We start from the raw sequence: 13,320 nt of genomic DNA on the forward strand, positions 1-13,320 counted from the left end.
CTCGTAGATGTGGTCGTGGCTTCGGACTCGGCGTACGTTACGGATTCCGGCTCGGTTCCACCACATCACCAGACGCGAGGATCCACGGCGTGGTGGGCAACACGGCGGGCGCGAATTGCTCGAGCAACTCGTGCGGGTGGTTTGCCCGAAATCCCAGCGAGTCCGCGAGCAGTGCGAATACCTGTTGCGGTGATTCGCCGAGTGCGCGCCGATCGGCAAGTGTGACCGCGCCGTCGCGCTTGGCCAATCGTTTGCCGTCCTGATTGAGCACCAGTGGAACGTGTGCGTACCGTGGCACATTCGCGCCGAGCAGGGTGGCCAGATAGGCCTGACGCGGTGTGGAGGGCAGCAGATCGTCACCGCGGACCACCTGATCGATACCCTGATCGGCGTCGTCGACCACCACCGCCAGGTTGTAGGCCGGGGTACCGTCGCCGCGGCGCAGGACGAAATCGTCCACGATGCCGCGATACCGTCCGCGCAGTCCGTCGACGATCTCGAACTCGGTTGTCCGCGAGCGCAATCGCAGTGCGGCGGGCCGCCCGTCGGCGCGCCGGGCGGTGCGTTCGGCCTCGGACAGGTCGCGGCAGGTGCCCGGATACGCGCCCATCGGACCGTGCGGCGCAGCTGCGGCCTGCTGGATTTCCCTTCGGGTGCAATAACATTCGTAGGTCAGCCCGGCCGCGGTGAGCCGGTCGATGGCGGCGTGGTGCAGCGTGAGCCGCTCGGACTGCCGGACCACCGGCCCGTCCCAGTCCAGGCCGAGTGCGGCCAGATCGGCCAGTTGACGCTCGTCCGCACCGGAGCGTACGCGGTCCAGATCCTCGATCCGGATGCCGAAGGCGCGTCCGGTGGACCGGGCGAACAGCCAGGCCAGCAGTGCGGTGCGCAGGTTGCCCAGATGCAGATCGCCCGAGGGGCTCGGGGCGAATCGGCCCGCGCCGCGGTGTGTGCCCATGTTCAGCCCCGTAGACGAGGAATCAGATCATCCTCGGGAATCTCGCGTCCGGCGGCCAGATCGGTCAGCAGACGCTCGGCATGGGTGCGCAGACCTGGTCCGTCGACGTCGTACGGCAACGGCTCCGCGGCGTCCAGCCGCCCCACGGCCCGCTCGAGCAGTGTCCTCGCACCCTTCGGATTTCCGCGCTGGATGTGCGTCAGCCCGACCGCGTATTGGGCCAGTCCCTGCCACAGCATCCTTTCGGCGAACGGTCCGGACTTCCACGCGGCCTCCAGGACCTCGTGTGCGTTGAAGGCCAGACCGTCGTCCAGGAGTCGCTGTGCGTAGTCCAGCGTCTCGTTCGGGGGCAGCGCGAGATCGTCCGGAATCCGCTCGACACCGGGGCTGCCGGGCGGTAGCGGGCGCCCGAAACGGTCGCGGGGTCGGGCATTGCGGGCATGTCCGGCATCGTCTCGATCGCGTGGCACCACGGCTCCATGATCCACCGTGCTCGCGGCGGGTGCCGGTCCGGGCGGATCGGCGTGGCGGCACGTCCGTCGAATTATGTACCTAATAATGTTTGCCCGACTCGCGAAATATTTGCTAGCTATAATTGCGCAAACAATATTGATGGTTCCGGTCTGGGAAGATATGCATGGTTGGATTCGAAAAGAGGCCAGCGCAACATTGCGGAAACCTGCTAGTGTGCTCAAGGGGGCGAGCCCCCGCAAGGTGCGGAAAGTGGACACGCACCGCGAGTCATGCAGTATGCAGACTGCGCCGTGCAGGCGTAGTAACGGGGTTTTCCGTCTTTTCGAGGTGATCCCGCTGTCGGAACGAATGAAATCAGCTAATTCTCAGGCTCGAAGCAGTGAAGGAGTAAGTGCCGTGAAGGTTGATACGACCGATGCCGTGTGGTTCAAGAGCAGACACAGTGGTCCCGACGGAAACTGTGTCGAGGTGGCGTTTCTCGGCGACGGCAATGTCGCCCTGCGGGACACCAAGGATCACGGCCACGGTCCGGTGTTGGGGTTCACTCCCGGCGAATGGGATGCGTTCGTCGCGGGGGTGACGGATCGGCTGTCGGGGCGAGCCTGACCGGCCGATAGTAATCGACACATCAGGCCCCGGGCCGTGCGGCTCGGGGCCTTCGCGTGTGCGGATCAGTCCCCGTTCCCGGGCTCTCCGGAGTGCGGATCGAGGCGGCTTCGCAGCACCGCGAGTTGCTCGTGTTCTCGATTGCGGTTGTCCGCCTCCAGTTGTGCGGCCTCTACCTGCGGATCGGCGCGTAGGAAGCTGCCCGGGCCCGGTTTGCCGGAAAGACCCAATCGGTTCATTTTCTTCGGAATGGCCGCTCCCTGATATTCCAGCGGAATCGGATGTCCGTGTTCGTCGACCGGGCCCAGCGGCTGATGGATCTCGATGTATTCACCGTGCGGCAGCCGGCGCACGATTCCGGTCTCGATACCGTGCTCGAGCACCGCGCGATCGCTGCGCTGCAGGGCGATGCACATCCGGTAGGCGAGCAGGTAGGCCAGCGGCGGCGCGATCAGCAGACCGATGCGGAAGGCCCAGGTGGTCGCGTTGAGGGAAATGTCGAACTTCAGGGCGATGATGTCGTTGACGCAGGCCGAAGTGAGGACCAGATAGAACGTCAACGCCATCGCGCCGATCGCGGTGCGCACCGGGACATCTCGCGGACGTTGCAGCAGATTGTGTCGCGCGTGATCCCGGCTCAGGCGTTTCTCGATCCACGGATAGCCGATCAGCAGCCCGAAGATCACGCCCATCATCACCGCGACCGCGAACGGTCCCGGAACGGTGTGCCCGAACGGATACATCTCCCAGGCCGGGAACAGGCGCAGGAATCCGTCGGTCCACATCATGTAGAAATCCGGCTGGGTGCCCGCCGAGACCTGAGACGGGTTGTAGGGGCCCATGTTCCAGATCGGATTGATCTGCAGCATGCCGCCCATGAGTGCGACGATGCCGAGGGTGAACATGAAGAACGCGCCCTGATCCGCGGCGAACACCGGTACGATGCGCGCGCCGACGACATTGCGTTCGGTGCGTGCGGGTCCGGGGAACTGGGTGTGCTTCTGATACCAGACCAGGGCGACGTGGGCCGCGATGAGCGCCAGCATGATGCCGGGCAGCAGCAGTACGTGCGCGATGTACAGGCGCGGAATGATGATCGTGCCGGGGAAATCGCCGCCGAACATCAACCAGTGCAACCAGGTTCCGATCACCGGGGTGCTCATGGTGATGCCCGCGAACGCGGCGCGCAGGCCCGTGCCGGACAGTAGATCGTCGGGCAGCGAATAGCCGAAGAATCCCTCGAACATGGCCAGGATCAGCAGCAGTGCGCCGATCACCCAATTGGCCTCGCGCGGTTTGCGGAACGCGCCGGTGAAGAAGATGCGGCACAGGTGCACGATCATCGAGGCGGTGAAAAGCAGTGCGGCCCAATGGTGTACCTGCCGCACGAACAATCCGCCGCGCACGTCGAAGCTGATGTTCAGCGCCGATTCGTAGGCGCGTGACATGGCGACGCCGCGCAGTGGCTGATAGGCGCCGTGATAGACCACCTCGGTCATCGACGGGTCGAAGAACAAGGTCAGATAGATGCCCGACAGCAGCAGAATGATGAAGCTGTAGAGCGCGATCTCGCCGAGCAGGAACGACCAGTGCGTCGGAAAGACCTTGTTGATGGAACGTTTCGCGAAATTCGCCGCCCGATATCGCTGATCCGCCGAATCGGCCTGTGCGGCGAGTGTTCGGCCGATGCGCCCTTCTCGTACTGCCATGGCAGTCACCCCGCCCCGGGAGAGAGATTGGTTATGCTTCTACTACAGAGCGTAGCACTTCGGGATGTCGAGATCGATGGGGTTTTTCGGGCGAAATCGGCACTTGGATATCGTCGTCGGGTGAACTCGCTGGCGCCGCAGGATGCGACGAGATACTGGCTGTCCCGCAGGACGGTCAACGATCTGTTCCTGCTGTACGGCTTCACCGATGCCGGACATTCGTTCGAGCAGTTGCGGGACGAGATGCTGGGGCGTGCTGCGAACATCCCCGATCTGTGTGTGCGGCTGCGGGAACATCGGTTCGCGTATCCGGAGTGGGTGTCGTGTGCGGTTTCGGCCTCGCAGATCTCCGAACCTGTCCTGGCTGCCCCGGTGTGGTCGAATGTGGTTGCGGCACTGGAGGAAATGCTGTCACACGGCGTTCGAGCCGATGAGCATCCCTGGCGGCTGCACCTGTTTCGCGGCATTCGGGATGCGCCGGGTGGTGATGCGCCCGCGCTGGTCGCGGTCCTTCAGCTGTCGCACGCGCTGGCCGACGGGCGGCGTTCGGCCGAGATCGCGCGGGCGCTGTGGAGTGATGCGCCCGGACCGGGCTCGGCTCGGCGGCAGTTGGATGTCGCGAAATCCAGCGTTGCGCCGATCGGATTGGCGCGCAATGTGATCCGCCGCCTCGCAGCGAGATTTCGGTCCGTGGGATCGGTGGTCCTGCCGAGGATTTCGAGCAGCCCGGTGTGCGCAGTCGTTCGCAGGTTCGCGGGGCCAGGCGGGCCTCTGGAGGTTGTCGGGCCGCGGATGGGGTCGGTCGAACGGGTGCGCACGGATCTTCGCGGGCGCGAGGCATCAGTCGAGCCTGTGGTTGTGGCGTTGTCGAGGACGCCTGACGGTTCGGCTGTTCGGAGGTGTGTCGCGTCGCTCCGGCCGGTGGAAGTCGTTGCGCTGCTTGGGATGCCGATTGCGTTGGCCCGCACGGTGATTCGCGGACTGGGTGCAGAACGGGCCCGGCGGAGACTCGATGCGCTCACGGATCAGGGCGAAATTCCCTCGCCTGCAACAGAGTTGCCGCTGACCCGGATAAACCACCCCCCTGCGCCGAGGTCCCACGCGATCCGCATGCTCGTCCGCGAGGATCTGCGCGTCCCCGGCCACACCGTGACCGTGGTGGCCGCAACGGCGATATCCCAGGCCCTGTCCCGCTACCTGGCCCAACACGGCGAACCGAATGTGCTTCTCGGCGCGCAGGTCTCGATGGCCGTGCCCGCGGCCGATGCGCAGCCGACGAGATTCACGTTCCGGCGACGTCGGACTCACCCGCGCAACAACTACGTCGACCTCGCCATCGAACTGCCGGCGCACGAACCCGACCCCCACCGCCGTGCCGACCGCATCGCAGCCGACCTCGCCGCCCGCCGAACTCGCGCCCTCCACCCCCTCATGACCGCCCGCAACGCGGTCACCGAGGTGATCCCCGCCCCCGTACTACGCCGCGACATCGCCGGATACCCCCTCGACCTCACCCCCGAAACCCTCTCCGGCCACACCGTCATCTCCAGCGTCAACCGCGGCCCCGCCGACCTGACCTTCGCCAACGCCCCCGTCCGCTGGACCGCCGGATTCCCCGCCCTGGGAACGGTAATGCACCTGACCCATGGCATCCACGGCCTCGGCAGCACGGTAACCGTCTCGATCCACGCCGACCCGGACGTCATCCCGGACATCGACACCTACACAGCCCTACTCGACACCGCCCTCACCGAGACCACAACAGCCCTACGCTCCTGATACGTACCCCGATCCGGCGGGCCTCCCGCGCCGGCGCGACCGTACGGTTGAATCCTCCTGGGACTGGCCGACTGCGTTGCTCGACGGCCTGTCACGGCGACCATTACCGCCCAGACATCAGCCGACGACATCGGATTCCGTACCGACACAGCAGGATCCATCGCCCAGGCCATCACCAGCGACATCGGGGCCGACCATGGACGGTCCCGAGTTCACCAGCATGCAGGTGCCACCCGACGTGCGCACCGCGGCATGCGCGCGACATACTGGGTGAACTTCACGCCGTCCGGTAGCTCCACATCGACCGTCGACAGCCGGATGTGGCGGTTTTCGTCGACCAGGTTCTCGCCGTGGATCTTCCACTGGGTGCGCTTCACCACTCGACGGTATCGCGTCCGAGGGGCTCTCCGCGCTGCCCGTGCTTCACTTGTCGGCTCGCCGCACGGCATTTGCTCGCGCGCTTACACCTGCTCGGCTGTAGTGCGTTCGACCCATTCCGCGTAGGTGTCCGAGCACCACTCGACGGGAGTTGCCGTGATTTCGGGACTGTCCCACGGGTGCAGTTCCGAGATGCGCGAGGCGAGACGATCACGAACGGGTGTGGAGGTTCGGAGCGAGACGCGCCACTCTCGGCCTTCGTCGAGTTCGCCGTGGTGCCAGAACACCGATACCGCCGGTCCGGTGATCTCCGCTCCGGCAGCGAGACGTTCGGATACGGCGGCCTTCGCGATGGTCCGTGCGTCACCCTCGGTCGGGGTCGTGGAGGTTACCGTCCACACTCGCGCTGTAGTCACACCGGCCACTGTAGAAAGCGGCGCGGGACGGGACCGTCGATCCCCGTGAAATGGAAAACTCCCCGGTCTGAGGCCGATGTACGGCTTCCGACCAGGGAGTTCCTGGCGGAGGATAGGGGATTTGAACCCCTGAGGGCGTTAACCCAACCCGCGTTCCAGGCGAGCGCCATAGGCCACTAGGCGAATCCTCCGGTCAGCAATATACCGGTTGACCCCCTCGGCGCACCAAACCGGCCCGTCGGAGGGGGTTCGGAGTCATTTGTGCAGACCCGTGAGGACCTTCTTGAGCTGGTCCTTGCAGGTGGCCCCGGCGTCCTCCGTGCTGGGGGCGCTGTCGGCGTCGATGCGCAGCTCGATCTTCACCGAGACGTTGGAGTCCATCGCCGCGCAGGTGTAGTTGAGCACGTTGAAGCTGGAGTAGTTCCGCTGCTCGATCGCGTAATAGGCCTGCTGACCGATACCGGTGATGTCACCCGAGCTGCGACCGCTGCCGGTGGTCTTGGTGTCGGTGTCCTTCCACATGTTGTAGTCGGGCGAGCCGTACTTGCTCTGGAACTCGACGTTCAGGGACAGCTGGGAGCTGTCGGTGCTGTATTTGCCCGCGCCCTCGTACGAGCCGTCGCAGTCCAGCGAACCGCCGCCGATGCTGCTGTCGGGTGCGCGCTCGGTGTGCGTCGGGTTGGGTTTGGCCGTGGGCGCCCACTTGCTCAGCACCGTCAGGTCGACCAGGCTGCACGCGTTGGTGACGCTGGACATGCTGTAGTCGCCGTCGACCTTGTTCTTGCCGAGGATCGAGTTGGAGCTGTCGTCGCTGCTGGACACGGCCACGATGCCGATGACCACACCGATGACGACCACCAGACCCACCACACCGCCGATGACCCACAGCGCGGCATTGCTCTTCTGCGGCGGACGCGGCGCGAAGGACGGCTGCTGCGGATAGCCGCCGGTGAACTGCGGCTGTTGCTGCTGCCCGGTGTAGCCCATCTGCGGCTGGGCGACGGGTTGCGGCGTCGGCTGCGAGGGTGGCTGCGGGATCGCGGTCGGCTGCGCCGCCGACTGGGCGTAGGGCTGCGGGTTGTACGCCTGGGGGTTGTACGGCTGCTGGCTGTAACCCGAGGCGCCGTAGCCCTGGCTGCCGCCCATGATGGTCGGGTCGGTGCCGGTGAGCGGTGTGCTCGAACCGGTGCTGGCCGGTGTGGACCACCATTGATTGGAGTCGTTGGGCGGCTCGTCCTGCGGCGGAGTGTTGTCCGTCATTTTTTCCTTCCCTCCGGGTGTGGTAGCCGAAGCCCCCTCGGAACGTCGGACAGATCGTAGCGACTCCACCGCTCCCGCGTCTCCCGCGTTTGGCGGGGGCGCATGCGGACCGAATCCCGGCGAACCGCTACACTGGCCCACGGATCCCGCGCGGCGCGCATCCTGTGAACTCCCCCAGGGCCGGAAGGCAGCAAGGGTCAACGGGCTCTGCCGGGTGCGCGGGGTCCCCTTATTACTCGCCGGTTCGGTCCAACGGGGACCCGATATGGCGCACTCCCCGTAGCAAACCCTAGTAACGTGGACTGCTGGACCGGCGCGGGCCGCGTCCGAGAACAATCCCCCACGCTGCTTGGAAAGGCTGTTGAGTGATGTCCCGGCAAACGCAGATCGGTTTGATGAGCCATGCGGAACTCGTGTCCGAACACGAGACGCAGACCGCGAACTACGCGAAGCTCGAGACCGAGAAGCTGACACTGGATCTCACCCGCGGTAAGCCCTCACCGGAGCAGCTCGACCTGTCGCTGGACCTGCTCGCCCTGCCCGGCAACGAATTTCGCGATGCCGCCGGGACCGACCTGCGCAATTACGGTGGCCAGCAAGGGCTTCCGGAGTTGCGTGCGATCTTCGGCGAGCTGCTGGGCATTCCGGTGGCCAATCTGCTGGCCGGAAACAACTCCAGCCTCGAGCTGATGCACGACGTGCTGACCTTCGCCCTGCTGTACGGCACCGCCGATTCGGAGCGCCGCTGGGTGGACGAGCCGGTGGTCAAATTCCTGTGCCCGAGCCCGGGGTACGACCGGCACTTCGCGATGACGCAGGCGCTCGGTGTGGAGATGATCCCGATCGCGATCGGTCCCGACGGCCCGGACGTGCACGCCATCGCCGAGCTGGTGGCCGCCGACCCGCAGATCAAGGGTCTGTGGGCGGTGCCGAACTACGCCAACCCGACCGGTGTCACCTTCTCCGGAGAGGTTGTCCGGGAACTGGTTTCGATGCCGGCGGCGCCGGACTTCCGGCTGTTCTGGGACAACGCGTACGCGGTGCACCCGCTGACCGACACCACCGAACCCTCGCTGGATGTGCTGGGCCTGGCCGCTGCGGCCGGAAATCCCAACCGCCCCTATGTATTCGCCTCCACCTCGAAGATCACCTTCGCCGGTAGCGGGGTGAGCTTCCTGGGCGGCTCGACCGCCAACCTGGACTGGTACCTGAAACATGCCGGGAAGAAGAGCATCGGCCCGGACAAGATCAACCAGCTGCGGCACGTGAGGTTCTTCGGCGACGCCGACGGCGTGCGCGCGCACATGCAGAAGCACCGCGCGATCCTCGAGCCGAAATTCGCTCTGGTGCTGCGCATTCTGGAGGATCGTCTGGGCGCGTCGAAGATCGCGTCGTGGACCGAGCCCAAGGGCGGCTACTTCATCAGCCTCGACGTGCTCGAGGGCACCGCCGCGCGGGTCGTCGCGCTGGCGAAGGCCGCCGGAATCGCGCTCACCCCGGCGGGTTCGGCCTTCCCGTACGGAAAGGACGCGGACGACAAGAACATTCGCATCGCGCCGAGCTTCCCGCCGCTGGGTGATCTGGAGAAGGCGATGGACGGCCTGGCCACCTGTGTGCTGCTCGCGGCCACGGAGAAGCTGCTCGACAAGTAGATCCGCCGGAACGCGAATGGGCCGCCCGGATCCGGGCGGCCCATTCGTATTCGAAAAGTGTTGCGGCTATTCGGGTTTGTGGGCCAGGACCGCGAACATGGTCACCGACAGGTGGATGTCACCGGATTCCGCGCCCGCCTGCAGATCCGCCAGCAACTGCTCGCGCTGCTGCTCGGTGATCGCGCCGCGGGCCACGGCCATCGCGGAGATCCGCGCGACCAGCGCACCCGCGCCGATCCCGGCGTCCTGCACCAGCGCGTGCGAGCCGACCTCGTCGACGATCAGCCCGGCCTGCTGCAACTGTCCGTGCAGGCGACGTCCGGCGAACGGGTTGGTGGTGTTGCCGATCAGCGTTTCGATCACCTCGTGCACCACCTTCCGGTCGCCCGGATGCACGATCGCGGTGCCCCAATCGCTGTCGGTCACCACGACCCGGCCACCGGGCCGCAGTACCCGGGCGATCTCGGCGGTCGCGCGCGTGGGTGCGGTCAGGTGCTGGAAGACGCGTTCGCACAGGGCCGCGTCGAACGATCCCGCGCCGAAGGGCAGGCCGTACGCGTCGCCGGTGACGAACCGCGCGGGCGAGCCGGACTCGGCGGCATTGCGTTCCGCGGTGGCGAGCAGATTCGGGTCGGGTTCCACGCCGACGGCGTTGCCGTCCGGGCCGACCGCCTCGGCGAAGGCCAGGACCTCCGAACCGGTACCGGAACCGATGTCGACCGCGCTCTCGCCGGGCTGCAGGGCCAGGGCCTCGTGGGCCCAGGAGCGCAGCCGCGCGATACCGGGCAGGGCGGCCTGTAGATCGCGGACGTCGATGAGTTGATCGTGCCCCTCGCGGTCGAATCGATCCGGTCGACGGGCGGAATGCGTGGTGCTGTGTGTGGGCGCCATATAACTTGCCGTTCTGTCTTTCGGCGCCTTGTCCACTGTGGGGGGTATCACCAGAGTGTCAGGCATGCGCCGAGCCTACGCGGCGCATGCGGCTACTCGCCGGTTTCGATTTCGGAGGCGTCATAATGGCGTGATGGCCCCTCAGCTGTGTCTCGCGCAGGAACCCGAAGCGGATCAGCTTCTCTCGGCGGATCCGTTCGCACTGTTGGTCGGCATGATGCTCGACCAGCAGTATCCGCTGGAACACGCGTTTCGCGGGCCGCGCAAGCTCGCCGAGCGGATGGGTGGATTCGATATCCACAAGATCGCGCAGGCCGATCCGGCGGAGTTCGAGGAGTTGGCGGCCACGCCGCCCGCGATTCACCGGTACGGGCGGTCGATGGCGCGGCGGGCGCAGGATCTGGCTCGGTACGTCATCGAGAACTACGACGGGCGTACCGAGCGGATCTGGACCCAGGGCGATCCGAACGGCGCGGAGGTGCTGCGCCGGTTGAAGGATCTGCCCGGGTACGGCGATCAGAAGGCCCGGATCTTCCTCGCGCTGCTGGGTAAGCAGCTCGGGGTGCGGCCGAGCGGGTGGGAGAAGGCCGCCGGGGCGTATTCGGAGAAGAATTCGCGGCGGTCGGCGGCCGACATCGTGGACGGGGAGACGTTGCTCGAGGTGCGGGCCTTCAAGAAGGAACAGAAGGCGGCCGCGAAGAAGAAGGCGTGAGCGTCAGCCGACCGTGATGACGGTGCGCTCGTTGCGCACCTCGGGTGCGGGCAGTGCGGTCACTCGCGGTCGCGGCGCCACCAGTCGCATCGTGTACCAGGTGTGTTTGCGTGCGCCCGAGGCGATCGCGGCTACCGCGCCGCCGAATGCGGCTGCGCCGCAGAGCATCGCCGCGGGGTCCAGGCCCGCGCTGGCCACCTGATGGGTGCCGTACCGGGAGGTGCCGTCGCCCAGGAACATGTCCAGGAGGCTGCCGAGGCCGTCGCCGAATCCGTTGTTGCCCTGGACCATCGAGCGTAGTTCGGGAGCCTTGCCGCTGAGGTAGAGCAGGTCGGCCAGGACGAACATCGCGGTTGCCAGGGAGGCTCCGAGTACCAGATAGGACAGTGCGTCGGTGCGGATGCGCAGGTACATCAGGACGGCGGAGATGGTCACCACCGCGGCGAGTGCGGCCAGGACCGCCCAGACGCCGCTGATGCTCGGCTGGGTGTAGCCGGTCGTCAGCCAATCGGTGTAACCCCTTGTCGCGCCGTCGATTCGGCCGAACGCATCCGAACGCAGCCGCCCGTTCGGACCTGATGCGGTCAGCCACGGCTGGAACATCAGGATGAGGGTGAGCGCCGCCGCGACGGCCGCGGCCACATAGCCTTTGTCGGCGCGGACGGTCGAAATTCGTTGTGTCACAAGGCGGGTGTGCCGGATCGGCGGCGCGGGGAGGTTTTCCGAGTCGTCGTGAACATGCCAGGGTGTCGAAGAGGTCATTGTTCCAGTCGTAATTTTCCGCAGCGCGGATATCGCGATCCAATGATGCGATATGCCATCTCGTGAATGGTGCGACGCGTGTTCATCTCAATGGTTCGTGACAATGAGCAGCGGCGGCCATTGCCTCGTTCACGGTAGTTCGGTTCTCCTGCCGAGGCAACGTGGTTCGAATCCCAGAGAGACTCCGCGCACAGTAAAATCTTTTCGTTTCGGAACGCGTGGATGTGCTGGTGACGTGGTTGAATACTGTTGAAGATCAACATATTTCGCATGTCGACAGGTTGCCGAACGCGGTCGGCCCGCCCAACGCAACTGCTGCTGAACTCGAATTCCTGTGATCGATTAGACAGCATTCATGGCTCGGCGAAGTTGTTTATCGACGCGCTACCGAATTCGAATGTTCCCAATTCTGAGAATGGCGTCGAGTATGAGGTATCGTGCCATGAACTCAGCTATCCCGCGAGCCGCGAATACGACAACGGCGGCCGCTCGGGATGGGACGGCCGCCGCTGCGATATCCGTGCGCGACTCAGCTGCTGCTGGCCGCCGCCGTGGCGAACGGGGTGGTCGCCACGGGACGCACCCGGCGTGTGGGGTGCTTCCACAGACCGCGGCGCTCCAGGATCGGCAGCACACCTTCGCCGAACCAGTACGCCTCCTCCACATGGGGATAACCCGAGAGGATGAACTGCGTGATCCCCAGGCGCGAATATTCGATCAGCCGCTCGGCGACCTCTTCGTGCGATCCGACCAGTGCGGTGCCGGCCCCGCCGCGCACCAGCCCGACGCCGGCCCACAGGTTCGGCGCGATCTCCAGCCGGTCGGTGGCACCGCCGTGCAGATCCAGCATCCGGCGCTGTCCCTCGGACTCGCTCTTGGCCAGATTCGCCTGGACGCGTTCGATATCCGCGGGATCGACCGCCTCGAGCAACCGGTCCGCCTCGGCCCAGGCCTGTTCGGAGGTGTCCCGGGAGATCACGTGAATGCGCAGGCCGTAGTCGAGCTTGCGGCCGTGGTCCACCGCCAGGCGACGGATCCATTCGAGTTTCTTGCTCACCGCGAACAGCGGCTCACCCCAGGTCAGATAGGTGTCCGCATACTGCGCGGCGATCGGGCCCGCGGGCGCCGACGAGCCACCGAAGAACACCGGCGGGATCGGGTCCGGATGGTTGTTGAGCAGGGCGTTGCGGACCTGGAGGTGTTTGCCCTCGAAGCTGATCGGCTCGTGGGCGCCCCACAGCTCGCGCACGATGTGCAGGAATTCCCCGGTGCGCTCGTAACGCTGTTCCTTGTCCAGGAAGTCGCCGTACGCCTGCTGTTCGTGCGGTTCACCACCGGTGACGACGTTGAGCAGCAGCCGCCCGCGCGAATGACGCTGGAAGGTTCCGGCCATCTGCGCGGCCAGGGTCGGGCTGACCACACCGGGACGGAAGGCGACCAGGAATTTCAGCGTCTCGGTCGTCTCCACCAGCATGGCCGTGGTGAGCCACGCGTCCTCGCACCAGGCCCCGGTCGGGGTGAGCACCGCCTCGAAACCGTTCTCCTCGGCGGCCCCGGCGATCTGATTGAGATAGCGCAGCGACGCGGGCCGATCGCCCGACATGGCGGTGCCGTGACCGCCCGCGACCAGGTTGCGGGAATCGCCGTAGGTGGGCAGGAACCAATGGAAATTCAAGCTCATTCGAGCGCAACCCTTTCAGGATGGAGCACGGGCGGTCGACGC

At 65.9% G+C, this 13,320-nt stretch carries 13 protein-coding genes, 1 tRNA gene and 1 other RNA gene; 5 read left to right on the forward strand and 10 right to left on the reverse strand.

The annotated features are described in order from the left end of the window. Positions 1-37: 37 nt before the first annotated feature. Positions 38-958 (reverse strand): tRNA glutamyl-Q(34) synthetase GluQRS, encoded by a 921-nt coding sequence (gene gluQRS, locus ON40_RS01320; RefSeq protein ID WP_040817466.1) that lies wholly within the window; start codon positions 956-958, stop codon positions 38-40. A gap of 2 nt (positions 959-960) precedes the next feature. Then, a complete protein-coding gene (locus ON40_RS01325; RefSeq protein WP_040817547.1) occupies positions 961-1,431 on the reverse strand; it encodes a DUF309 domain-containing protein in 471 nt (156 codons plus the stop codon). 397 nt (positions 1,432-1,828) lie between these two features. Between ON40_RS01325 and ON40_RS01330 the strand changes: the two genes are divergently transcribed. Continuing rightward, complete coding sequence (locus ON40_RS01330) at positions 1,829-2,038, forward strand: DUF397 domain-containing protein (protein ID WP_040817468.1); 210 nt, start codon at positions 1,829-1,831, stop codon at positions 2,036-2,038. A 65-nt stretch (positions 2,039-2,103) separates the two neighbouring features. Here ON40_RS01330 and qcrB read toward each other — a convergent pair whose 3' ends face one another. After that, on the reverse strand, positions 2,104-3,747 hold the full coding sequence (gene qcrB / locus ON40_RS01335) for a cytochrome bc1 complex cytochrome b subunit (RefSeq protein WP_051192514.1): 1,644 nt from the start codon (positions 3,745-3,747) through the stop codon (positions 2,104-2,106). Between the two features lie 120 nt (positions 3,748-3,867). On the opposite strand from qcrB, the gene ON40_RS47780 reads away from it, so the two are divergent. Further along, positions 3,868-5,526 carry a WS/DGAT domain-containing protein gene (locus ON40_RS47780; protein WP_051192516.1) on the forward strand — a complete coding sequence of 553 codons (1,659 nt, stop codon included), beginning with the start codon at positions 3,868-3,870 and terminating at the stop codon, positions 5,524-5,526. Positions 5,527-5,738: 212 nt separating this feature from the next. Here the strand turns inward: ON40_RS47780 and ON40_RS49490 are convergent, their stop codons facing one another. From ON40_RS49490 to ON40_RS01360, 4 genes are all read right to left on the reverse strand, one after another. Beyond that, positions 5,739-5,903: a hypothetical protein gene (locus tag ON40_RS49490; protein ID WP_218008721.1), complete on the reverse strand. Its 165-nt coding sequence runs from the start codon at positions 5,901-5,903 to the stop codon at positions 5,739-5,741. A gap of 84 nt (positions 5,904-5,987) precedes the next feature. Next, positions 5,988-6,320 carry a divalent-cation tolerance protein CutA gene (gene cutA, locus ON40_RS01350; RefSeq protein ID WP_157186155.1) on the reverse strand — a complete coding sequence of 111 codons (333 nt, stop codon included), beginning with the start codon at positions 6,318-6,320 and terminating at the stop codon, positions 5,988-5,990. Positions 6,321-6,423: 103 nt separating this feature from the next. After that, positions 6,424-6,511, reverse strand: a tRNA-Ser gene (locus ON40_RS01355). A 64-nt stretch (positions 6,512-6,575) separates the two neighbouring features. Beyond that, complete coding sequence (locus ON40_RS01360) at positions 6,576-7,580, reverse strand: hypothetical protein (RefSeq protein ID WP_040817470.1); 1,005 nt, start codon at positions 7,578-7,580, stop codon at positions 6,576-6,578. 138 nt (positions 7,581-7,718) lie between these two features. On the opposite strand from ON40_RS01360, the gene ffs reads away from it, so the two are divergent. After that, positions 7,719-7,813, forward strand: an RNA gene (gene ffs, locus ON40_RS49125) — signal recognition particle sRNA small type. Between the two features lie 135 nt (positions 7,814-7,948). Then, positions 7,949-9,232, forward strand: coding sequence for an aspartate aminotransferase type Ic (locus ON40_RS01365; protein WP_040817569.1), 1,284 nt, complete (start codon positions 7,949-7,951; stop codon positions 9,230-9,232). Between the two features lie 66 nt (positions 9,233-9,298). Here the strand turns inward: ON40_RS01365 and ON40_RS01370 are convergent, their stop codons facing one another. Further along, positions 9,299-10,123, reverse strand: coding sequence for a methyltransferase domain-containing protein (locus ON40_RS01370; protein WP_040817472.1), 825 nt, complete (start codon positions 10,121-10,123; stop codon positions 9,299-9,301). A 133-nt stretch (positions 10,124-10,256) separates the two neighbouring features. On the opposite strand from ON40_RS01370, the gene ON40_RS01375 reads away from it, so the two are divergent. Then, entirely contained in the window at positions 10,257-10,835 is a 579-nt protein-coding gene (locus ON40_RS01375; protein WP_040817475.1) for an HhH-GPD-type base excision DNA repair protein, read from the forward strand. 3 nt (positions 10,836-10,838) lie between these two features. Here ON40_RS01375 and ON40_RS01380 read toward each other — a convergent pair whose 3' ends face one another. Both ON40_RS01380 and ON40_RS01385 read right to left on the reverse strand, forming a co-directional pair. Then, positions 10,839-11,597 carry a hypothetical protein gene (locus tag ON40_RS01380; protein WP_157186156.1) on the reverse strand — a complete coding sequence of 253 codons (759 nt, stop codon included), beginning with the start codon at positions 11,595-11,597 and terminating at the stop codon, positions 10,839-10,841. 529 nt (positions 11,598-12,126) lie between these two features. Then, positions 12,127-13,278: an LLM class flavin-dependent oxidoreductase gene (locus tag ON40_RS01385; RefSeq protein ID WP_040817481.1), complete on the reverse strand. Its 1,152-nt coding sequence runs from the start codon at positions 13,276-13,278 to the stop codon at positions 12,127-12,129. Positions 13,279-13,320 lie beyond the last annotated feature (42 nt).

This window comes from Nocardia jiangxiensis NBRC 101359 (assembly GCF_000308615.1).
GTDB lineage: Bacteria > Actinomycetota > Actinomycetes > Mycobacteriales > Mycobacteriaceae > Nocardia > Nocardia jiangxiensis.